Origin of the sequence: Capnocytophaga sp. (genome assembly GCF_030532915.1) — a bacterium.
Lineage (GTDB): Bacteria > Bacteroidota > Bacteroidia > Flavobacteriales > Flavobacteriaceae > Capnocytophaga.
In genome coordinates, this window is the sequence record NZ_JAUNKD010000015.1 from 43,361 (window position 1) to 65,830 (window position 22,470).

Genomic DNA, 22,470 nt, shown 5'->3' on the forward strand with positions numbered 1-22,470 from the left:
AAATGTAATCACAGGCAATAACACCTTATTCACTTACTTATCAACTATTTAAGGAGAATACTCTTAAATTTATCTATATTTTTGAGCGCAATACCTGTTCCGCGCACCACGGCACGAAGCGGATCTTCGGCTACATACACCGGAAGGTCTGTTTTGAGTGAAATACGTTTGTCCAATCCGCGCAACATAGCTCCGCCTCCTGCCATATAAATACCTGTGTTATAGATATCGGCAGCCAATTCAGGCGGTGTTTGTGAAAGCGTTTCCATAATGGAATCTTCAATGCGCAAGATAGATTTATCAAGAGCCTTAACCATCTCACGATATGATACTTGCACTTGTTTGGGCTTTCCGGTAAGCAAATCACGCCCTTGCACCATAATGTCGTCCGGCGGAAGTTCCAAATCCTCAGTAGCGGCACCTACGGTTATTTTAATGTTTTCGGCAGTACTTTCACCCACATACAGGTTGTGTTGCGTACGCATATAATGCACAATATCTGAGTTGAAAATATCCCCCGCAATTTTCACCGACTTATCACAAACAATTCCGCCTAAGGCAATTACGGCAATTTCAGTAGTTCCCCCACCGATATCAATAATCATATTTCCTTTGGGTTGCATAATGTCTAGCCCGATACCGATAGCTGCCGCCATCGGCTCGTGAATCAGGTAAATATCCTTTCCGTTAACGCGCTCACACGATTCACGAACAGCACGGGTCTCTACCTCAGTAATCCCCGACGGAATACAAACCACCATACGCAACGAAGGCGAAAAAAAGCGTCTGCGCAAAGCCGGCACGCTACGAATGAGCATACTAATCATTTGCTCAGATGCGTCAAAATCAGCGATAACCCCGTCTTTCAATGGGCGAATCGTTTTTATGTTGGGGTGTGTTTTGCCTTGCATTAATCGTGCCTCTTTCCCTACGGCGATGATTTTGTGTGAGGTACGGTCTTGCGCCACGATCGAGGGGCTATCAACCACCACTTTATCATTGTGAATAATTAGTGTGTTTGCAGTACCTAAATCGATTGCAATTTCTTCTGTTAGGAAATCAAAAAAGCCCATATTTTTGTAGTTGTATTAATAAAATATTATAAATCAGTTGTTTAACTAAAAACAACTGTCGGTTTTATGCGAGTGCAATTTTATAAAAAAAAAATGTTTTTTCCAAACGAAATTTGATTTTACTACAAAAGATATACAACTGCCAAGTAAAATTTTACTTTATTATAATTTTTCCGGCTGAATTTAGCGCTAACAAAATGGTATCTTGATGGCTAATTGCATTAAATTTGGCTTGCACTATCAGATTGGACGAAGTATAAAAATGCACCAAATAATAAGCACTTGAAAACTTTTTGTCAAAAAAACTTTTTTCTCCAACCAAAATAGGATTCTTTATCATATGTTCACCCACTTTTACCGAATCAATCATTTCAAAATAATGATTTTGCACTCCAATTCGATACTTTTCTTGAAATACCTGTTCTTTTTTACAAGCACTATTTGGCAAGAGTAAGCATAGTAACAATACTACTCCAAGAAAATGTTTTGTAAAAGTCATATTCTTCTTTTTTTGTTGTTTTTTTGGGAATAAAAACACTAATCCCTGAACTTTTTGCAAGCGGAATTGTATTAAAAAAATAAGGTGTATGATGATATGCCACCCTCATTTTTTCAAATTGGTCTAAAAGTTTATTATCGGCTTGGTTTTCTTGCAAGTGTGTTATAAAATCGCCCATATCAAAGAGATAGCCTGCGTTTCCTTGGTCATATTGCAACCAATTTGCAGTGTTTATTTCTTTACTATCAGATACATATTTTTTAAGTTCTTTGGCGAAATTATCAAGTTCATCTGTTTTAATTACAACTGCCGAAGCCGATTGCAAAATACCTTTTTTCTGCTGAAAATGAGACACATATTTTTGTGAAATATTTTTATAATTTACCTGCTGTGCCAACATATCACCCAATATTTCTTTATACGGAAAGCCCGATGCCAAAACTTCCGTAGGAGAAGCTATAATATAATCAAAATTATTTTTTAATTCATAAAAAACTTCAATAGAAGCCATAAAACAAGCGTCAAACAATAAAAAATCAAAATGACAGCCTTTTAAAGATGAAGCCAATTTTCGAATATCCATTTCCGAATGAAAACTCCCTCCGTCCATATTTGTTTGGTCTAACCCAAATGACTTTACGGCAGTGGCTCTATTTGAAGTTAACAAAGAACTATGAAGCAACCAAGCACTGCCGTGTGACCAAAGCACAAGCCTCCTTAACTTTTCATTTTTGGTGATGGTTATTGCAAAAACTTCATCTAAAACGTTTTTAAAAATTTGTTCATTTGCTGAATTATTTTCAGGATAAACCTTTAAAATTTTGGAATTTATTTTTGCGGTTGTGTCTGCCGAAATTTGATATAAAACGGGATGTGCTGTTTTTCGATTTTTGGCTCGGTCGATGTATACATACACACTTCCCGCATTGGGATTTTGTGCCGCAAATGCTTCCATTTCATTGATGTTGGCAGTGGCGTAAAAATCCAAATCATTATCGGCTATCATATAAATGAATACTGCATTGCTTTTGGGCAACAGTTCTGTCTGTGTATATTCACTTTTATTGCAGCTCACTAAAAGAACCACCTGCAATAGTACTATTACAAGTGGTTTTAACATTTTATTATTCTCCATATTCTTCAAAAATATCATTAACCTTGACGCGTATTTATAAACCATACTTGCCCTGAATTGGTTAAGGTTTGCCCAGCAGGAATTTTTCCGTAATGTTTAATTTCATTTTTACCACTATTTGCACTATTTTTTTCAACATACTGAACATAGTAACTGAAATAAAGAACATTACTGTAATTATATTCCTGTTTATACAAATCAATTATTTGAGAAACAGAATAGGGAGTGTGTGCCACTACTTGTCCAAAATAAGGAGTTTTTAGTGATATTTTTTCTGCTATTTTAGGATTGTTTTTTTGTGTATAGACATCTGTTTGAGGGGCTAACTCAGGTTTTATCAAATACAAAACAGGCGTATCTTTATAGATAGGACTTGGGCTACTTTTTACAACCCTCGTTATGTCTATCTCATTTGTATTTGAAAATATTAGCTTTACATCAGCTACTGAATGATACTGAATAGATTGATTTCCAATTACACAATATTCCAATTCTGTATTTGATAAATTTTTAACAGAAAGATAATCAGCTCCTTTTGGGTTGTAATTTCTTTTTAACAGATTATGAAGATGCCTTTTTTCATTGGGTCTATAACCAATAGTTAAACTATCATAAACCACGGTAACTTCTTCTCCACCAATAACAAAAGGAGTGGTTAGAGTTTCTGTTTTTACGATATTTTCAGTATTTCCTACCACAAAAACCGAATAGCTTATCTCTACTTCCGCAGGAGAACCATCAACAGAATTGATTATAATATAATTGTGTTTAAGCGTTTTTGTTTTTTCTGTAACACGCTCTATCTCAGGCTTAGTACAACTTCCTTGAAAACTAATAAAAATACCAATAATGAGCAATAATTTTATGATATATCGTTTCATAATTAAGCTATTTTAATCCCAAACCAATAACCAAACATTCCACCAATTAAGTATTTATGAGGTAATGTCTTACATTGCTACGGATAATTTAATTATACATAAATATTTCTCGTTAATTTAGGGTATCGTTTACATCTATTCTTCCAGCAAGTGGTCTAAAACCTGTATATAAATTTAAAAACCATATTTGCCCAGCATTATTTAACGTTTCATTGGGGGAAATTTGCCCAAAAAGTTTATTTTTACCCATTGAACCTCTGTTATTTACATAATCTTCCAATGATAAAAACAATGTATTTCCGCCACTCGCTTCTTGTTTATACAAACTAATGATTTCTTGTAGTGAATAAGGTGCTGTTAATGTTATATCACCGAGAATGGGTTTTTTCAAAGTTATTCGCTTTCTATGTACTGCTGAACCTTCATATTTTGCGACAAAAATGGAGTCATATACTGCCTCATTAGACTTTAACAAAAACAAAACAGGTGTCCCTTTATAAACAGGTAAAGGGTTTGTTTTTACATTATTTATGTCATCAAAAGTTATTTTGTTATTCCCTATAATACAATATTCTAATGTTTCAGAAGATAAATTTTTTATTGATAAATATTCACCACCTTTTGGAGTGTAATCTCTTTTTAACGATGTATATCCAGAAACAACTCGCTTATTATGAATAGTTTGAATGCTGTCATATACAACTTTCACTTCCTCGCCACCAATAACAAAGGGCGTAGTAAAAGTTTCTGTTTTTATGATATTTTGAGAATTTTCTGCAACAAAAACCGAATATTTCACCTCTACTTGAACAGGTGCATTACTGACGGAATTAACAACTATGTAGTTGTGTTTAATAACTTTTGTTTTGCCTACTTGTACTATGGCATCTTCGGGTTTGCTGCAACTCCCCTGAAAGCTAATAGTAATGGCTATAAACACTAATAGTTTAAAAATTATCTTTTTCATATCGTCATCAATTAGTAATGTACCAACAACCAAACATTCCACCAATCAGGAGTTACAAAATCACCTGATTTTCCCACTTTTGCTCCGTTATCTATCTCACGAAATTCATATCTACGCCAAACAACAGGTCCTGTTTTTTTTGCTCCGTAACATACAGTCCAATGTAATTCACCCCCAGTAGCACAGAGGCGTATAGCAGGTCGTTGGTGTTTAATATGTTGATATGGTGTATCGCTTCTGTAGTTATATTTGGGGCTAATTGTTATTCTACCTTGTGATATTGTATGCATAGAAATGTGCATCTCATCTGGTGTCATAGGTCTTCCTCCAAACCATCTAAAAACAGCCCCTGGTATAAACATTTCCCCTCTTGTGGATGCGTGACTTAAAAATTCTTCATATCTATCCACTTGCTCATTTACCCACAAAATATAACCACATACCCAAGGTCCACACCAAAAACCATTGCCTGGCCTGTAATTAAATCTCTCATTATGATACTTATCAATTACATACGGAGTTTCATCTGTTTTTAAAACTTTTCTACTGAACCAACGCCTGATTCTCCCAAAAAATTTGCTATTACTGTTGTTAATTTCTTCGTCCGAGACTTCCATAAGTTCATCTTCTATCTCTTCCATTGATTGCCAATAAGCTTCAGCTCCTTTTATATTTTCTTCCAAAGCTATCAGCATAGAATCACGCACTACATTAATATCGATTGGTTGATTGTTTTCTTTATGAAACTCTGATAGCATTTTTGTTATAACATCAATAATCTCGTCATTTTTCAATTCCTTTATTTCATTTTGTGCTATTATATCACCTGTCTCTATGGAAGTAATCTGAGTAGGAGTGTCTCCAAATTTTGATTTCACACCAATAAATTCAGTCCCTTTCCAATCTACAAAAAATGAAGGAGTACTTACCGAAGATTTAGATAACATCTCATTGTAATTGAGTGTTTTTGTAAAAATATTTTTAATTACAGAATTTTGGTTTTTTGTAGCATTTACCCGTAGAGTACCTATTGGGTTATTTTCTACATCCAATGCTATAAAATCGTAAAAACGGGGAGTAGATTCCAAATCATAAATTAACATAGGCTTTTCTGACAAATGATAGCCATTCCAGTTCAAGTCTTGAACGTGTCCCGACAACTGCATCTCCAACAAAGCGATTTTCCGAGCCATTTCATAATGAACCACATTGCTTAGGTTTTTAAACCGATCAAGTTCTTCCAAGTCAGCAAACGGAAAATGTAAATCTTCCACTTTTCGATTTTTGGTAATTGACGTATCACCAAATTTCAGGTGTCAAGAATTCTTTTTCTTGACAAGCCGTTAAGGATAATAATCCTACTAACAAAATTATTTTTTTCATTATTATACTGTTTGTGTTATTAATAATGGAGCGAATATATAAATAAAAACACAACAAACAAAACTTTTGCGTTAATAAGAAAAAATAACTTCTTTTTTTAGTGAACTCAATTCACATTCAATCGTTTTCTAACCCAAATACAAGTCAATCAGCCCTTCGGGCGTTTGTACAACAATTTTTCGGTTTTCTCTATCAACTTGTTTTATAAACGCATCATTCATCGGTATAAGCACCTGACAACCATTATTTTCCACTTCAAAAAGCGCTTGTGCCGTGCTGTCATTAACCCCCGTGATTACCCCCACGTATCCGTAACTGACATCTTCCATCGCAAAACCGATAATTTCGTGATAATAAAATTTGTTTCCGCTAAGTTTCGGCAAGAAAGACAGCGGCAAGTACAACTTGTGTTTAAGTAAGGCATCGGCATCTGCTTCGGTGGTAACGTCTTCAAACTTAATACGCAATAAATCAGACTTATGCAAAGAACAGCGTTCAATAAAAAAAGGAACCAGATTATTGCCCAAGGCAATAAAAACTGATTCCAAATTTTCATACAATTCAGGGTCGTCAGAGTCTAATTTCACTAAAACTTCCCCCTTAAAACTGAACTTTGACACAATTGTTCCTACATAAAAACAATCTTTCAATGTCATAAATTAAGCCTCAGTTTCGTTGTTCTCTTCTGTTGCAACTACCTCAGCATCAGCAACGTTTTCAGTTTCGTTTGCTTTGGCTATTGCAGCGTTTTTGCGTTTTTCGTTCGCTTCTTTTTCAGCAGCCAACGCCGATGCTTTTGCACTGGCTTTGTCTTTTGCCAATTTTTCTTCTTTTGAAGCAATTTTTCCGGCTTTTTGCTCTACCCAAGCGTTGAATTTTGCTTCGGCTTGCTCCAAAGTCAAGGCACCTTTGGCAACACCACCCAACAAGTGATACTTCAGCAACGCACCTTTGTAAGAAAGAATACGACGCGCAGTATCAGTTGGTTGCGCACCATTTTTTAACCATTTAACCGCCGCATCAACATTAAGTTCAATTTTAGCGGGGTTTGAAACAGGGTTGTAAGTTCCTATTTTTTCAAGGAATTTACCATCTCTTTTTGCACGTGAATCGGCGGCAACCACCCAATAAAAAGGCTTGCCTTTTTTTCCGTGTCTTTGTAATCTGATTTTTACAGGCATAAAAATTTAATTTATGGGGTTCACGACCCCGATTATTAATTCAGGGCGCAAAGATACATCATTTTTTTGATTTACAAAGAGAAAGTAACAAAAAATCTCGCTTTTAAATGTTTTGCCCGCTGGCGTTTATGAGAAAAAGCCTTACATTTGCACTCAAAAAATTCTTTCAAAATTATGAAACACGAAAACCTACTGAAAATCTACGAGTATATGCGTGATAATGACACGAGTCAAGAAAACGTGTATAACACTTATGGTCAATGGATTGGCGATGTTATTTTCTGGTATATGCCCTTCTATTTCAATACTGATGAAGTGGCGGACGATTACGATTACAAGGAAGAAATTGAACTGACTAACAGCATTTTCCACAAAGTGGGACTTAAAAGCCTGAACGAAGAAGAATTGGAAGAAATTCGCAAAGGAAACGGGTTTATGATTATGCAATTGCTTTTTAGAACCCGAAAAAACAGCAAATCAACTGAAAAACAGAACGTTTCGTTTGCGATGATGTTGTACGATAACGGAAAATTCGGTTATATGCACTGCAACGATGTCGATACCGAATCCACTTACAAGCAAATGCTCATTGATAGTGAGCCGTTTATCTATGAATTTGCCGACAAAACAGGAAAATTTCATTTCGATGAGATGCTTAAATTCACGGAAGATATTTGCAAGGAACTTGAAATCGAAACAAAACAAAACCAAGGGAATTTTGAAAAAGCATCTTTGTCCGATGAGGAAGCCTTTGATGAATTGGTGTGTGTACTGAATTACAATAACTATCTGACAAACAGCGATATTTCCGAATTAAAAACCGATTGGAAAAATATCAATCACAATCGCCGAGCCTTTGCCGACCGACTTATTGATGAAGGCATTTGGTACGAAGAAGATTTAGAGTATTTAGATGATTATCAGAAAGATTATCTACTGTACTGGGCGTTTACCGAAAAATTTCGGGTATTTAAAGACGATTGGAAATTTGACGTGAAAGAATTATGTCGGTTTATTTCCGAAGAAATCGGTGAACCTTTCAAAATCACTTTCAAAGAAGTAGGCAACGATTGGGAGCTTGTTCGCCAAAAATTGGAACTCCACACCGAATACACCCTGCTCGACCTTGCCAGCGGAAACGACGATTGTAATTTTATCGTTGCTCAAAAAGACGAAAAATATGTCATTTATGCCCTCGCCGAGCAATTAGGTTTGTGGGTGGAGTAAACACACTAAACAACTAATTATCATACAATTAAAAACAATTCTTTTTTGCTAACCGATAAAAAATTTACAAAAAAATACTTTTTTGAATATTTTTTTGAGTAATTTTGCTCACGTTTAGCAATCACATTCAAAGGAAACCATCCATCAGATGAAAATCAAAAAGTTAGGAGCTATTGACATTGGTTCAAACGGCGTTAGATTACTAATTGCCAACGTTTTAGAAACAGAAGGGCAACCTCCATTATTCAGAAAAAGCAGCTTGGTTCGGGTGCCGATTCGTTTAGGTGCCGACGTTTTCCTTAATCGGCAAATATCCGACGAAAATATTGCACGACTTAGCGAATCAATGCAGGCTTTTAGTCTGCTTATGAAGGTTTACAAGGTTGAAAAATATATGGCGTGTGCCACCTCGGCAATGCGCGAAGCCTCTAACGGTAAGCAAGTTGCCGAAGAAATCTTCAAAAAAACAGGCGTAACCATTCAAATAATTGACGGACAGGAAGAAGCCCGCATCATCGCCTCTACCGATATTTATTCATTGGTCGAAAAACAAAACAAAGCCTACCTGTACATAGACGTGGGCGGTGGAAGCACCGAATTTACTGTTTTCGTAAACGGAAAAATTGAAAATTCACGCTCGTTCCCCATCGGTACGGTTCGGCTTTTGGACGGAATGGTCAGTTCAAAAATGTGGAAAGAAGTCGAAAACTGGATAAAAAACGCAACGCAACACATTGACAATCTTGAAGCTATCGGCTCGGGCGGAAATATCAACAAAACGTTCAAAAATTCAGGTAAAAAAGACGGACAGCCGCTATCGTACAAGTACTTAAAGGATTACGCAAAATACCTTTCGTCTTTTACGTACGAAGAGCGTATCCGCGTTTTGGGACTGAACCCCGACCGTGCCGACGTAATCTTGCACGCACTCCAAATTTACATCAGTGCGATGAAATGGAGCAATGCCAAAAAAATTCACGTCCCCCGAATCGGTTTAGCCGACGGAATCATCAAAACTATTTACAACAATAAATAAAATTTATACCCAATGAAATTAGCAGTCATTGCACACGACGGAAAAAAAGCCGAAATGGTTTCGTTTCTGATGAAAAATTTAAACGTATTGCACTCAGCAAACATTCAAATCATAGCCACCGGAACAACGGGGCAACACGCTCAAAATGCGGGACTTTCAGTTGAAAAGGTGCTTTCCGGCCCCAAAGGAGGCGACGCACAAATAGCCGCACAAATTGTTGAAGGAAAAATCAGAGGCGTGTTCTTTTTCAGAGACCCACTTGACAAACACCCTCACGAACCTGATATTCTGATGCTTATGCGGATTTGCGATGTACACAACATTCCAATCGCTACCAATCCTGCCACTGCCGAACTTGTCCTTAAAGGATTAGCCGATGAAACTAAAAGCGAATAAATTCAACATAATAGCAATCCTCAAAAAAAGGATTGCTTTTTTTGTTTTCACGATTTTCTTTTGATTTTTTCACTTTTTAACGTACATTTGCCCAATTACAAAAATTACCTAATTATGAAGAATATAATCATTTCAATTACAGCATTTTTTGCTCTCAACATCGGGTTTGCACAACTGAAAACCCCAAACGCAAGTCCTAAATCGGTTATTAATCAAACAGTTGGCTTAACTGATATTGAAGTAGTGTACTCCCGCCCGTCCATCAAAGGGCGTACCGTTTTCGGGGATTTAGTTCCGTACGGAAAAATTTGGCGTACCGGTGCCAATGCCGCCACGGTAATTGAATTTTCAACCGACGTAACTTTCGGAGAAACAGCCGTTAAAGCCGGAAAATACGCACTGTATTCAGTTCCCGAAGCCAATGAATGGAAAGTGTTATTGTATGCTGATTATCAGCTATGGGGCGACCCCGGAAAGAATTACGACCCCAACAAAGTCGTAGCCCAAACCAGCGTTAAAACACAGAATGTCAGCCCGAAAATAGAAACTTTTTCAATCGGCTTTGACAATGTCAGAAACAACGATGCGCAACTAACGCTGGCTTGGGACAATATTTTGGTTAAAGTTCCCATCAAAGTAAACACGCGTGATGCCGTAATGGAAAGCATCGGAAAAACAATGAACGGGCCTACCGCCAGCGATTACCACCGAGCCGCACAATATTATTTTGAAGAAAATATCGACTTAAACAAGGCTGCCGAGTGGGCACATAAAGCTGCCGAAATGAGTCCCAACGCATATTGGACGTTGAAACTAAAATCGGACATTCAAGCCGCCAAAAAAGATTATAAAGAAGCCCTAAAAACAGCTCAAAAAGCATTGGAAGTAGCCCAAAAAGCCGGTAACGAAGGTTATGTTAAAGTGCTTCAAGAAAACATATCCCAATGGCAAAAAAAGTAAAACACCAAACGAGTTGAAAAATAATCAACTCGTTTTTTATTTTGAAAAAAAATACTTACATTTGCACGCAACTAAATTTCAAGTTGCTTTATGAATCTTCAAGAAAATAAAATTATAGGTGAAGGGCTTACCTATGACGACGTACTGCTTATTCCTAATTATTCCGAAGTGCTTCCGCGTGATGTTTCCATCACAACCCGGTTTACACGCAACATTTCACTGAACGTTCCGATTATTTCGGCAGCGATGGACACCGTAACCGAAGCGGCAATGGCTATTGCGATGGCGCGTGAAGGCGGTATTGGGGTGCTTCACAAAAATATGACAATCAGCGAGCAGGCCACTCAAATCCGCAAGGTTAAACGTGCCGAAAGCGGAATGATTATCGACCCCGTTACGCTGGGCTTAGACACCAAAGTGTCCGATGCCAAAAAGTGTATGAAAGAAAACAGCATCGGCGGTATCCCTATCGTTGATCAAAACGGAACGCTAAAAGGTATCGTTACCAATCGCGATTTACGGTTCGAACAGAACGCTAATCGCCCCATTGCCGAGGTGATGACTTCCGAAAATTTAATCACCGCCAGTGAAGGTACTTCGATGAAAGATGCCGAGAAAATTCTGCAAAAAAACAAAATCGAAAAACTGCCCGTTGTTGATAAAAACAACAAACTCATCGGGCTTATAACCTTCCGTGATATTGCCAATCTGCAAGAAAAATCAATTTCCAACAAAGATAGTTTAGGCAGATTGCGTGTAGCAGCGGCGTTGGGTGTAACTGCCGATGCCGTAGAACGTGCCGAAGCCTTAGTGCATTCGGGCGTTGATGCCGTAATTATCGATACCGCTCACGGACATACGCAAGGCGTTGTATCGGTACTGAAAGCCGTGAAAGCCAAATTCCCTGATTTAGATGTAGTTGTCGGGAATATTGCCACCCCCGAAGCCGCTGTTTACTTGGCTCAAAATGGCGCCGATGCCGTAAAAGTAGGTATCGGACCGGGGTCTATCTGTACTACGCGCGTAGTTGCCGGAGTAGGATACCCGCAACTTTCTGCCGTAATGGGAGTTGCCGGCGCACTGAAAAACTCGGGCGTTCCGGTTATTGCCGACGGCGGAATTCGATATACGGGCGACATCGTGAAAGCCATCGCCGCAGGTGCTCATTGCGTGATGCTGGGGTCTTTGCTGGCAGGCACGAAAGAATCGCCCGGTGAAACCATTATTTTTGAAGGAAGAAAATACAAATCCTACCGCGGAATGGGGTCTGTCGAAGCAATGAAACAAGGCAGTAAAGACCGCTATTTCCAAGATGTGGAAGACGATATTAAAAAATTAGTTCCGGAAGGCATCGTTGGCAGAGTGGCTTACAAAGGTGAATTACAAGAAAGTATGCATCAATTCATCGGCGGGCTTCGTGCCGGAATGGGCTACTGTGGCGCGAAAGACATTCAAACGTTGCAAGAGGTGAGTCGTTTTGTTCGTATTACCGCCAGCGGCATTACAGAAAGCCACCCGCACAACATCACCATCACCAAAGAAGCACCTAATTATTCAAGATAAAATGATAAAAAGCCTCACAGAAGTGAGGCTTTTTTATGATACTCTAAAAAAACAACTCTATTCACAGCAATCTTTCTTATTTCTTAAAACAATTTGACAAATTGTCATTAATATAAAATATCAATAAAAACCTAATTACAAACAAACTAAGCTCAAAACAACAAAAACTCCGCTTACAAAAACTGACAAAAAGTCATAAAAATCACTTCGGCATAAAACTTGCCTTTCTTCACGCAGAAACACACAAAATTATTTTAAGACTATGAATTTTAACAATTATACCATTAAATCGCAAGAAGCCGTACAACAAGCACAGCAAATCGCACAAGGGTACGGACATCAGGAATTGCAAAACGAACATTTTTTCAAAGCCATTGAAGAAATCGACGAAAACGTGTTGCCTTTCCTACTTAAAAAACTGAATATCAACAAGGAACAACTCAGCAACGTACTGGAAAAAGCCTTACAGAGTTTCCCCAAAGTCAGTGGCGGACAAATGTCGCTTTCGCGGGAAGCAGGCACAATGCTTAACGAAGCAGCAATCATCGCCAAAAAAATGAACGACGAGTACGTTTCCATCGAGCATCTGATTTTGGCTATCTTCAAGTCAAACAGCAAGATAGGTCAGGCTTTGAAAGACCAAGGCGTAAAGGAAAAAGACATCGAAAAAGCCATTCAAGAGCTTCGCAAAGGCGGACGCGTAACCTCCGCTTCTGCCGAAGAAACCTACAATTCGCTCAATAAATACGCCAAAAATTTGAATCAACTGGCTGATAGCGGGAAACTTGACCCCGTCATCGGGCGTGATGAGGAAATCCGTCGCGTGTTGCAAATTCTTTCGCGAAGAACAAAAAACAACCCGATGCTTGTGGGCGAACCCGGTGTAGGAAAAACCGCCATCGCCGAAGGACTCGCACACCGTATCGTGCAGGGCGACGTACCCGAAAATCTGAAAGATAAAATCATCTATTCACTTGATATGGGGGCACTTATCGCCGGAGCTAAATACAAAGGCGAGTTCGAGGAACGGCTCAAATCCGTAGTGAAAGAAGTTACCGCTTCCGACGGAAATATCATTTTGTTCATCGATGAAATCCACACACTTGTCGGGGCAGGCGGTGGCGAAGGAGCGATGGATGCTGCCAACATCTTAAAACCGGCGTTGGCTCGGGGCGAATTGCGTGCCATCGGGGCAACGACGCTAGACGAATACCAAAAATATTTTGAAAAAGACAAAGCCTTAGAGCGTCGTTTTCAGAAAGTTATGGTGGAAGAACCCGATACGGAAAGTGCCATTTCTATCCTTCGCGGAATTAAGGAAAAGTACGAAACGCATCATAAAGTCCGCATTAAAGACGAAGCCATTATCGCCGCCGTGGAACTTTCAGAGCGGTACATTACCAATCGATTTCTGCCCGATAAAGCCATTGATTTGATGGACGAAGCCGCAGCCAAATTGCGAATGGAAATCAATTCCAAACCCGAAGAATTGGACGTGCTTGACCGAAAAATAATGCAGTTAGAAATTGAAATCGAGGCAATTAAACGGGAAGACGACGAAGAGAAACTCAAAACGCTTTATGCCGACGTAGCCAATTTAAAGGAAGAACGCAACGCCATTTTCGCCAAATGGCAAAGCGAAAAATCGGTCATCGATGAGGTGCAAATCACCAAAGAAGCCATTGAAAATTACAAATTGGAAGCCGAAAAAGCCGAACGCGAAGGCGATTACGCCAAAGTAGCCGAGCTTCGTTACGGAAAAATCAAAGAAGCACAAGACAAGCTCGTTCTGTTACAAGAAAAATTGGATGAAGCACAAGGTAATTCGCTTATAAAAGAGGAAGTTACCTCCGAAAACATCGCCGAAGTGGTTGCCAAATGGACGGGCATTCCGGTTACGAAAATGTTGCAGGGCGAACGCGAAAAATTACTGAAATTGGAAAGCGAACTCCACAAACGCGTGGTGGGGCAAGAGGAAGCCATCGAAGCCATTTCCGATGCCATTCGCCGAAGCAAAGCCGGCTTGCAAGACCCGAAAAAACCCATCGGTTCGTTTCTTTTCTTAGGAACAACCGGAGTAGGAAAAACCGAACTTGCCAAAGCCCTTGCCGAGTATCTGTTTGATGATGAGACAGCTATGACACGTATCGATATGAGCGAATACCAAGAACGCCACGCAGTAAGCCGTTTGGTGGGAGCACCTCCGGGGTATGTGGGGTATGACGAAGGCGGGCAACTGACCGAAGCGGTACGTCGCCGACCGTATTCGGTGATTTTGCTCGACGAAATCGAAAAGGCGCACCCCGACACCTTTAATATTTTGTTACAGGTTTTGGACGAAGGTCGCCTGACAGACAATAAAGGCAGAACCGCCGATTTCAAAAACACCATTATTATTATGACCTCCAACATTGGCAGTCATTTAATTCAGGAAAGTTTTGAAAAACACGCTGACGACACGGAAAAAGCCACCGAAACCGCCAAAGAGGAAGTGTTGCAATTGTTGAAGCAAACGGTTCGTCCTGAGTTTATTAACCGAATTGACGACATTGTGATGTTTACGCCGCTTTCGCAGGAAAATATCCGAAACATTGTGCGTTTGCAATTGCGTTCGCTCATCAAAATGGTGGCTCGCGAAAACATTCTGCTCGATGCTACTGACGAGGCTATTGATTACCTGGCTCAAAAAGGATTCGACCCGCAGTTTGGAGCGCGACCCGTAAAACGAACCATTCAAAAAGAAGTGCTTAACCGCCTTTCAAAAGAAATTTTAAGCGGTAACGTACATAAAAACAGCATCATTCTTTTGGATTCGTTTGATAATCAATTGGTTTTTAGGAATAATTAAACATCTTAATTATTTGTCTTAAAAGGGTTTATTAATCCAAAAATCACTTAACATAATCAAAAACAAACTTTGCCGGATTTTTTTTTCGGTAAAGTTTTTTCTTTTCTAGTTATCATAAAAATTTAATTTTCAAATAATTAACACATTCGTAAATTCTTTATTACATCAAAGATTAAAAATAATTTTGAAAATCAAATAAAAAATCATAGTTTTGCTGAGTACTTAAATCATAAGATATGAGCGTATTAGTTAATAAAAATTCGAAGATAATCGTACAAGGATTTACAGGCAGTGAAGGTACTTTTCACGCCGAACAAATGATTGAATACGGCACCAACGTAGTGGGTGGAATTACCCCCGGAAAAGGCGGGCAAATTCACTTGGGAAAACCTGTTTTCAATACTGTAAAAGAAGCAGTTAAAGAAACCAAAGCTGATGTTTCAATCATTTTTGTACCGCCTGCTTTTGCAGCCGACGCCATAATGGAAGCAGCCGACGCCGGCATCAAAGTTATCATTACCATTACGGAAGGAATTCCGGTAGCAGATATGATAAAAGTAGCTGATTATCTGAAAGATAAAGACTGTCGATTGGTAGGACCTAACTGCCCTGGGGTTATCACGCCCGAAGAAGCCAAAGTAGGCATTATGCCCGGTTTTATTTTCAAAAAGGGAAAAGTGGGAATCGTTTCAAAATCAGGGACTTTAACCTATGAGGCTGCCGACCAAATCGTGCGTCAAGGATTGGGAATTACCACCGCCATCGGAATCGGGGGTGACCCCATCATTGGGACAACCACCAAAGAAGCGGTTGAACTTTTAATGAACGACCCTGAAACTGAGTGTATTGTAATGATTGGCGAAATCGGTGGTCAGCTTGAACCCGAAGCCGCACGCTGGATTAAAGCCAATGGAAATAAAAAACCGGTAGTGGGCTTTATCGCCGGTGAAACCGCTCCGAAAGGACGTACAATGGGGCACGCCGGAGCCATCGTAGGTGGCGCTGATGACACTGCCGAAGCCAAAAAACGTATATTAAAAGAATGCGGTGTTCACGTGGTGGATTCACCTGCAAAAATCGGTGAAAAAGTAGCCGAAGTGATGAAAAAATAATTCTTTTCAAAATGTACAAAAGCAGGATTCAAAAGAATTTCTGCTTTTGTTTTTTTATGCAAAAAAATCATTTTAACCATAAATATACGATTGATTATCAAAATATTAAAAAAAATGCAATATTACAATAATATATTGGAACTGATGGGGAATACCCCCTTAATTTCTCTTGAAAAAATCACAAAAAACCTAAGTGGAAATTACTTCGCCAAAATAGAAGCCTTCAATCCGGGGCATTCGGCAAAAGACCGTATCGCTCTGTATCTCATTGACGAAGCCGAACGCAGTGGTGCACTCAAACCCGGCGGAACCATCGTTGAAAATACATCGGGCAACACAGGATTCAGTTTGGCGATGATTAGTGCCATCAGAGGATATCGTTGCATTCTGGCAATCAGCGATAAATCATCACAAGATAAGATAGATATGCTCCGAGCAATGGGCGCCGAAGTACACGTTTGCCCTGCGAGCGTTCCTGCCGATGACCCGCGTTCGTACTACAAAACAGCCGAGCGTTTGCACAAAGAAACCCCCAATTCCATTTACATCAACCAATATTTCAACGAGAAAAATATTGATGCACACTATCACACAACCGGAAAAGAAATTTGGGAACAAACCGACGGCAAAGTTACGCACGTGGTGGTTTGTAGCGGCACAGGCGGAACTATCTCAGGTATAGGAAGATATCTGAAAGAAAAAAATCCGAATGTGAAAATTTTAGGCGTTGATGCCGAAGGTTCAGCCATCAAAAAATACCACGAAACCCGTGAGTTCGACCCCAATGAACTGCATTCATATCAAGTGGAAGGATTGGGCAAAAATTTAATCCCGACGGCTACCGATTTTGATATTATTGACGAATTTATTAAGGTAAACGACAAAGAAAGTGCTTTGGCAGCCCGCAAAATCACCACTGAAACGGGAATTTTCTGCGGATATACCAGCGGTTCGGCTTTTGCTGCAACTGAAAAATACGCTGAAAAAGGGCTTTTTGATAACGAAAGCGTTGTTGTTATCGTTTTCCCTGACCACGGTTCGCGTTATATGAGCAAAATTTACAGCGATAAATGGATGAAAGAGCAAGGATTTTTATAAAATTCACTCAAAAATAACATTTATTAATTAAACTACACGAAGTCGAAACCCTGTATGCACAAGGTTTCGACTTTGTGTGGCAGGATATATTCTAAATACAAGCAAAGTAGTAAAAAATTAAATCTCAATCACTTAATTTAACTTTTATGAGAAAAATTCTTTTTTTAGCATTCACGGCAAGTATGCTCGTGAGTTCCTGTATTCGGGAAGAAGCCCCGAATTTAGAAGCCGATATTGAGCAGGCAACCCTTCCCGAAGGCGGAAAAATACTCAAAGACAACCCCATTATCGGAAACAATTCCGTAACCTTTAATTTAAAAACTTTTAAAGGTGATTTTTTGTATGCCCCTAATTTTGAACTCAGTAAAGGAGCGACGATTATTCCTGCCAACGGCTCAATGCTTGATTTCAATGAACCGAAAACATACACCGTTACTTCCGAAAATGGGCAATGGACAAAAGAATACACCGTATCGTTCGTGATTGATGACAACACGGCCATTCAGCATTATTCTTTTGAAAAAGCCGAAACCATTCACACCACCAGTCCCGAAGGACATTTTCATCTGCTTTTTGAACAACTCAACAACCAAAAACGATACGATTGGGCAACTGCCAATGAAGGATATAACACATTGGCTAAGACCTTATTAAAGAAAGGAGAAGAATTTACGCCGGCAGTGTATCCTTCGGCTCAAACTCCCGACGGTTACAAAGGAAACGGCATCAAATTACAAACCAAAAGCACCGGTTTTTTAGGTTCCCTTTTTGGCTCTCCATTGGCCGCCGGAAATCTTTTCTTGGGAAGTTTCAAGCAGACCTTCCCCGTTGTAAAATCTACCAAATTCGGAATGGATTACAATTTCAAAACAGCCCCAAAAGCCGTTACGGGTTATTTTAAATACACTGCCGGCGAAACGCTTACCAAAACCAAAAAAAATACGCAACTAACACGCGACACTTGGGACGCTTACGCCATTCTTTTTGAAAAAGGCGAAAAAGATAATTTTCTTCCCGGCGACCACGCTTTTAAAGACCCGAGAATCGTTAGTGTGGCACGACTAAAACCCGAACAGCGCATCGAAACCAATGAGTGGACAAAATTTGAAATCCTTTTTGAAGACGCCGAAAGAAAGAAATTCAATCCCGAAAAAGAATATATGTTCACCATTGTTCTTACGTCAAGCATTGAAGGCGATGTGTTTAACGGAGCGGTTGGAAGTACGCTCTATATAGATGAAATTGAAATAATTACGAAATAATATGACACGAATTATATTTGCCATAACATTACTATTCAGCACTTTGAGCGGTGCACAAGAAAAAATATCACTTACTGATTATCAAGTCCGTGCGAATTTCAGCATCGGCGGAAGCACGCCACTGGGCATTCCGCAAGAAATCCGAAAGATAGAAAATTACAACCCGATGTTGCTTCTCGGGGCAGAAATCAACGCAACCCGCTGGTTTTCTGAGAGAAAAAAATGGGGCATTCGATTGGGGATTCGCTCCGAAAGAAAAGGAATGGAAACCCAAGCCTACGTAAAACACTATATTACAGAAATTGAAAAATCAGGTGAGAAAATACGAGGCTATTACACCGGAATGGTGGAAACCAAAATCGACAATTCATACGTAAGCCTAACTTTATCAGTAGTTTACGCCATTTCTAATCGTTGGAATTTATACGCAGGAGGATACGTAAGCCGAGCCATCAGCCGTAGTTTCACAGGAGCAGTTTCAGAAGGCTACTTGCGACAGGATACGCCCGTCGGAGCCAAAATCAACTTTGAAAATGGCGAAATGGCAAACTATGATTTTTCCGATGAAGTGCAAAAAACCGAATGGGGTGCTTTGTTCGGAGCGGAATGGTACTTAAACAACCATTTTTGTCTTTTCCCTGAAATCACATATAGCTTCAACAGCTTGTTAAACCCGAATTTTGAGGCTATTTCATTCAATTTGCACAATGTGTACTTGAATCTTGGTTTCGGGTATCGATTTTAAAATCAAGATTTTATTTACTATCTTTACCAAAGAATTCACACTTCTTTGGCAACGTTTTTTTATGAAAATAAATTAAAACAAAACGATATGAAAATCAAAACACGCCCCAATCCGTCGTTGTATCCTGAAATGTCGCCGGAAATGCAATTGCTTATCACAGAGGCATACACGCTTTTCTTGCGTCCTGTTGGGCGGTTTTTAACCGATGTTTGCACCAACTGCTGTGTCAGTGAAGAAAACGAGCAATTATTGGTTTCTACGCCTGTGAATCAGCTTAGCGAAGACCTGATTTACGAATATTTAGACGCGGCTTATACCGACCAACGAACCAATGAAATCGCTCATTTTCTGCCTCGCGTGCTGGAACTCTTGGCAATGCACAAAAATATCCGCCATTCCACGGAAAATATTTTGGACAAATGCCATTTTGAATTGCCACATTGGTCTGCCCCGCAATTGGAATTTATGCAGCGGTTTTCTAAACAATTTATGACCGATATTTTGGTGCATTCGCCCTACCAAACCCGATTGGCAAGCGCAATGACTTACATTTTAATGTTCAATATTTCAGGGATTTCCGTTACACATTTGCTTTCCCTTTGGCAGGAAATGATGCTCCACCACTGCCCCACCGCTTTGGAGCATTTTGAATCATTACTTTACTACGGAGGAAACTACGGCGACTATTCCGATGTGTTTTCGGTAAATCCGGATTTTAATAATGAAGTAATGGAATGGATAAACGACCGCCAACTTGCTGAAAATCTCTTGCCTTTGGTGGAAAAATACTACTTTGAAAACACCCAACTCAGCGAAGAAATGCGTTATCGCTGGGATTTATTTTATATCTTCTTAGACGGAAACAAAAAGTAAAACCAACTCCTTAAACAATATCGCTTTTTTCTCAATATTGAAGGTAAACTACTTTCTTCGTCTCAAAAAAAGGCTCGGAAAAGAAATCAGAAATTGCATATTGCCGCGCAGCAGGGAATAAAGCCAGCTCTTGTGTTAAATCTCCCCCTTTTAAATACAGAATTCCGTTGGGGAGCGCGTGTTTTGACACTTTTTTTGTTTTCCCTTTCACCCATTTCACAAACTCGGGCATTTGGGTAACGGCTCGGCTTACGATGAAATCGAATTTTTGGTCAATTTGTTCGGCTCGGCTGTTAATGGCGGTAATGTTTTCAATACCAATTGCTTTACAAACCGCTTCTATTACTTTAATTTTCTTTCCGATGGAGTCAACGAGCGTAAAGTTCACCTGTGGGAACAAAATTGCCAGCGGAACGCCCGGAAATCCGCCGCCTGTACCCACATCTAAAACAGAACTGCCCGGCAAGAACGCCTGAACTTTCGCAATGGCAAGCGAATGTAACACGTGGTGCTCGTAAAAACGCTCGGTGTCCTTGCGTGAAATCACATTTATTTTGGTATTCCACTCCTCGTACACGTGTTTTAACGCTTCAAACTTGCGTAGTTGCTCCAAGGTCAAGTCATTGAAGTAATTGGTAATGCTTTTTACGTCCGTCATCTTTTGCAAATCTGTTAGTTTGTAATAAATTCGTTGGCAAATGTAAAAAAAATACGGTTATTTCCTGATTTTTTCCTGCAAAAATACGTATTTTTGTGAACTGAAATCAATAATTTACGCTTATGCAACAGTTTTTATCCGACAGAATCAATAAAATGGAAACATCTGCCACACTTGCAATGGCAGCCAAGACCCGTGAACTCAAAGCACAAGGAAAAGACATCATCGGGCTGAGTCTGGGCGAACCTGATTTCAATGTTCCCGACTTTATTAAAGAAGCAGCCGTTGATGCAATCCATCAGAATTACAGCAAATACTCCCCCGTCGATGGGTTTGCGCAACTGAAAGATGCTATTTGCCAAAAGTTCAAACGGGACAACAACCTGACCTACTCGCCCACGCAAATTTGCGTTTCTACCGGAGCCAAACAGTGCTTGGCAAACGTGGCGCTCGTAATGATAAACCCCGGTGACGAAGTTATTTTCCCTGCGCCCTATTGGGTAAGCTATAAGGACATTGTGAAAATCGCCGAGGGCGTTCCGGTAGAAGTCCATACCACCATTGACAACGATTTTAAGATGACTCCGGAGCAACTTGAAGCCGCTATCACGCCTAAAACCAAAATGATTTGGCTTAATTCGCCTTGCAACCCGAGCGGTTCCGTCTATAATCGATCCGAACTGGAAGGACTTGCCCGCGTACTTGCCAGATATCCGAATATCTTCGTACTTTCTGATGAAATCTATGAACATATCAATTTTGTAGGGAAACATACCAGTTTTGCCGAAATTGACGGAATGTTTGACCGCACCGTTACCGTTAATGGCGTTTCGAAAGCCTTTGCGATGACCGGTTGGCGCATCGGGTACATCGGGGCGCCCGAGTGGATTGCCAAGGCGTGCACCAAGATGCAAGGGCAAATCACCAGCGGCGCAAATACCATTGCCCAACGCGCTACGATTACAGCCTTGAACGCTCCGGTGAGCAACATTCGGTATATGATTGAGCAATTTAAAACCCGAAGGGACTTAGTACTGGAATTATTGGCTGAAATCTGTGGGTTTAAGCTCAATGTCCCCGAAGGAGCCTTTTATGTCTTCCCTGATATCTCATATTTCTTCGGGAAAACCCTACGCGGAAAAACCATTAACACAGCTTCCGATTTTTCGTTCTATCTGCTGGAAGAGGCAGGCGTGGCTACCGTTACGGGCGAGGCTTTTGGCGATAAGAACTGCATTCGCATCTCATATGCAGCCTCCGAGACCGAACTTCGTGAAGCTATTAAGCGTATTAAAGAAAGTTTGACTTAACAGAACATTTTTTGACAGCTTTTTTAAGGCAGTCAACCACATTGTTTTTAGTATCAATCCCTATTTTAAGCGTATTATCTGCAAAGATTGGCTATTTCTTTTCAATGTGCAGTTGTTTTACCTTATAAATTCTATTTTAGAAAGATGCTTTTACGGCGTCTTTTCTTTTTATTAGGTGAAAATCCTAAAAACGGATTTTTCGTTTCTAAATTTTCTCATCAACGGAAGCCGTGTGTTTTGGAAAAAAGAAGCTGATGCCAACA

General features: G+C 39.7%; 21 protein-coding genes. 12 read left to right on the forward strand and 9 right to left on the reverse strand.

Features of this window, described 5'->3' with window-relative positions; genetic code table 11:
- Positions 1 to 44: 44 nt before the first annotated feature.
- The 8 genes from Q4D72_RS06340 to Q4D72_RS06375 all read right to left on the reverse strand — a co-directional run bounded on the left by Q4D72_RS06340 (position 45) and on the right by Q4D72_RS06375 (position 7,119).
- Positions 45 to 1,073 (reverse strand): rod shape-determining protein, encoded by a 1,029-nt coding sequence (locus tag Q4D72_RS06340; RefSeq protein WP_303076833.1) that lies wholly within the window; start codon positions 1,071 to 1,073, stop codon positions 45 to 47.
- Between the two features lie 154 nt (positions 1,074 to 1,227).
- Positions 1,228 to 1,572, reverse strand: a complete 345-nt coding sequence (locus tag Q4D72_RS06345; RefSeq protein ID WP_303076834.1) for a hypothetical protein — start codon at positions 1,570 to 1,572, stop codon at positions 1,228 to 1,230.
- Positions 1,511 to 2,707 (reverse strand): clostripain-related cysteine peptidase, encoded by a 1,197-nt coding sequence (locus Q4D72_RS06350; RefSeq protein WP_303076835.1) that lies wholly within the window; start codon positions 2,705 to 2,707, stop codon positions 1,511 to 1,513. The genes Q4D72_RS06345 and Q4D72_RS06350 overlap by 62 nt, the downstream gene beginning before the upstream one ends.
- Positions 2,708 to 2,724: 17 nt before the next feature.
- Positions 2,725 to 3,588 (reverse strand): hypothetical protein, encoded by an 864-nt coding sequence (locus Q4D72_RS06355; RefSeq protein WP_303076836.1) that lies wholly within the window; start codon positions 3,586 to 3,588, stop codon positions 2,725 to 2,727.
- 112 nt (positions 3,589 to 3,700) lie between these two features.
- The gene (locus tag Q4D72_RS06360; RefSeq protein WP_303076837.1) at positions 3,701 to 4,555 is read right to left on the reverse strand and encodes a hypothetical protein; all 855 of its coding nucleotides are present in this window, start codon (positions 4,553 to 4,555) and stop codon (positions 3,701 to 3,703) included.
- Positions 4,556 to 4,566: 11 nt separating this feature from the next.
- The gene (locus tag Q4D72_RS06365; RefSeq protein ID WP_303076838.1) at positions 4,567 to 5,829 is read right to left on the reverse strand and encodes a hypothetical protein; all 1,263 of its coding nucleotides are present in this window, start codon (positions 5,827 to 5,829) and stop codon (positions 4,567 to 4,569) included.
- A 237-nt stretch (positions 5,830 to 6,066) separates the two neighbouring features.
- Positions 6,067 to 6,594: a ribosome maturation factor RimM gene (gene rimM / locus Q4D72_RS06370; RefSeq protein WP_303076839.1), complete on the reverse strand. Its 528-nt coding sequence runs from the start codon at positions 6,592 to 6,594 to the stop codon at positions 6,067 to 6,069.
- Positions 6,595 to 6,597: 3 nt separating this feature from the next.
- On the reverse strand, positions 6,598 to 7,119 hold the full coding sequence (locus Q4D72_RS06375) for a 30S ribosomal protein S16 (protein ID WP_303076840.1): 522 nt from the start codon (positions 7,117 to 7,119) through the stop codon (positions 6,598 to 6,600).
- A 174-nt stretch (positions 7,120 to 7,293) separates the two neighbouring features.
- Between Q4D72_RS06375 and Q4D72_RS06380 the strand changes: the two genes are divergently transcribed.
- The 11 genes from Q4D72_RS06380 (at position 7,294) to Q4D72_RS06430 (ending at position 20,239) form a co-directional block, all read left to right on the forward strand.
- Entirely contained in the window at positions 7,294 to 8,346 is a 1,053-nt protein-coding gene (locus tag Q4D72_RS06380; protein WP_303076841.1) for a hypothetical protein, read from the forward strand.
- Between the two features lie 148 nt (positions 8,347 to 8,494).
- Complete coding sequence (locus Q4D72_RS06385) at positions 8,495 to 9,382, forward strand: exopolyphosphatase (RefSeq protein WP_303076843.1); 888 nt, start codon at positions 8,495 to 8,497, stop codon at positions 9,380 to 9,382.
- A 12-nt stretch (positions 9,383 to 9,394) separates the two neighbouring features.
- Positions 9,395 to 9,778 carry a methylglyoxal synthase gene (locus Q4D72_RS06390; protein WP_303076845.1) on the forward strand — a complete coding sequence of 128 codons (384 nt, stop codon included), beginning with the start codon at positions 9,395 to 9,397 and terminating at the stop codon, positions 9,776 to 9,778.
- A 114-nt stretch (positions 9,779 to 9,892) separates the two neighbouring features.
- On the forward strand, positions 9,893 to 10,738 hold the full coding sequence (locus Q4D72_RS06395) for a DUF2911 domain-containing protein (RefSeq protein ID WP_303076846.1): 846 nt from the start codon (positions 9,893 to 9,895) through the stop codon (positions 10,736 to 10,738).
- 90 nt (positions 10,739 to 10,828) lie between these two features.
- The gene (gene guaB, locus Q4D72_RS06400) at positions 10,829 to 12,301 is read left to right on the forward strand and encodes an IMP dehydrogenase (RefSeq protein ID WP_303076847.1); all 1,473 of its coding nucleotides are present in this window, start codon (positions 10,829 to 10,831) and stop codon (positions 12,299 to 12,301) included.
- Between the two features lie 262 nt (positions 12,302 to 12,563).
- Positions 12,564 to 15,149, forward strand: a complete 2,586-nt coding sequence (gene clpB, locus Q4D72_RS06405) for an ATP-dependent chaperone ClpB (RefSeq protein ID WP_303076848.1) — start codon at positions 12,564 to 12,566, stop codon at positions 15,147 to 15,149.
- A gap of 236 nt (positions 15,150 to 15,385) precedes the next feature.
- A complete protein-coding gene (gene sucD / locus Q4D72_RS06410) occupies positions 15,386 to 16,261 on the forward strand; it encodes a succinate--CoA ligase subunit alpha (protein WP_303076849.1) in 876 nt (291 codons plus the stop codon).
- 114 nt (positions 16,262 to 16,375) lie between these two features.
- Positions 16,376 to 17,359 carry a PLP-dependent cysteine synthase family protein gene (locus Q4D72_RS06415; RefSeq protein WP_303076850.1) on the forward strand — a complete coding sequence of 328 codons (984 nt, stop codon included), beginning with the start codon at positions 16,376 to 16,378 and terminating at the stop codon, positions 17,357 to 17,359.
- Positions 17,360 to 17,505: 146 nt separating this feature from the next.
- A complete protein-coding gene (locus Q4D72_RS06420; RefSeq protein ID WP_303076851.1) occupies positions 17,506 to 18,621 on the forward strand; it encodes a PCMD domain-containing protein in 1,116 nt (371 codons plus the stop codon).
- Between the two features lies 1 nt (position 18,622).
- Entirely contained in the window at positions 18,623 to 19,366 is a 744-nt protein-coding gene (locus Q4D72_RS06425; RefSeq protein WP_303076852.1) for an outer membrane beta-barrel protein, read from the forward strand.
- Between the two features lie 87 nt (positions 19,367 to 19,453).
- Positions 19,454 to 20,239 (forward strand): hypothetical protein, encoded by a 786-nt coding sequence (locus Q4D72_RS06430; protein ID WP_303076853.1) that lies wholly within the window; start codon positions 19,454 to 19,456, stop codon positions 20,237 to 20,239.
- Positions 20,240 to 20,270: 31 nt separating this feature from the next.
- Here Q4D72_RS06430 and rsmG read toward each other — a convergent pair whose 3' ends face one another.
- On the reverse strand, positions 20,271 to 20,897 hold the full coding sequence (gene rsmG / locus Q4D72_RS06435; protein WP_303076855.1) for a 16S rRNA (guanine(527)-N(7))-methyltransferase RsmG: 627 nt from the start codon (positions 20,895 to 20,897) through the stop codon (positions 20,271 to 20,273).
- A gap of 122 nt (positions 20,898 to 21,019) precedes the next feature.
- Here rsmG and Q4D72_RS06440 point away from each other — a divergent pair, with 122 nt between their 5' ends.
- Positions 21,020 to 22,207: a pyridoxal phosphate-dependent aminotransferase gene (locus tag Q4D72_RS06440; protein WP_303076857.1), complete on the forward strand. Its 1,188-nt coding sequence runs from the start codon at positions 21,020 to 21,022 to the stop codon at positions 22,205 to 22,207.
- The last annotated feature ends 263 nt before the right edge of the window (positions 22,208 to 22,470 follow it).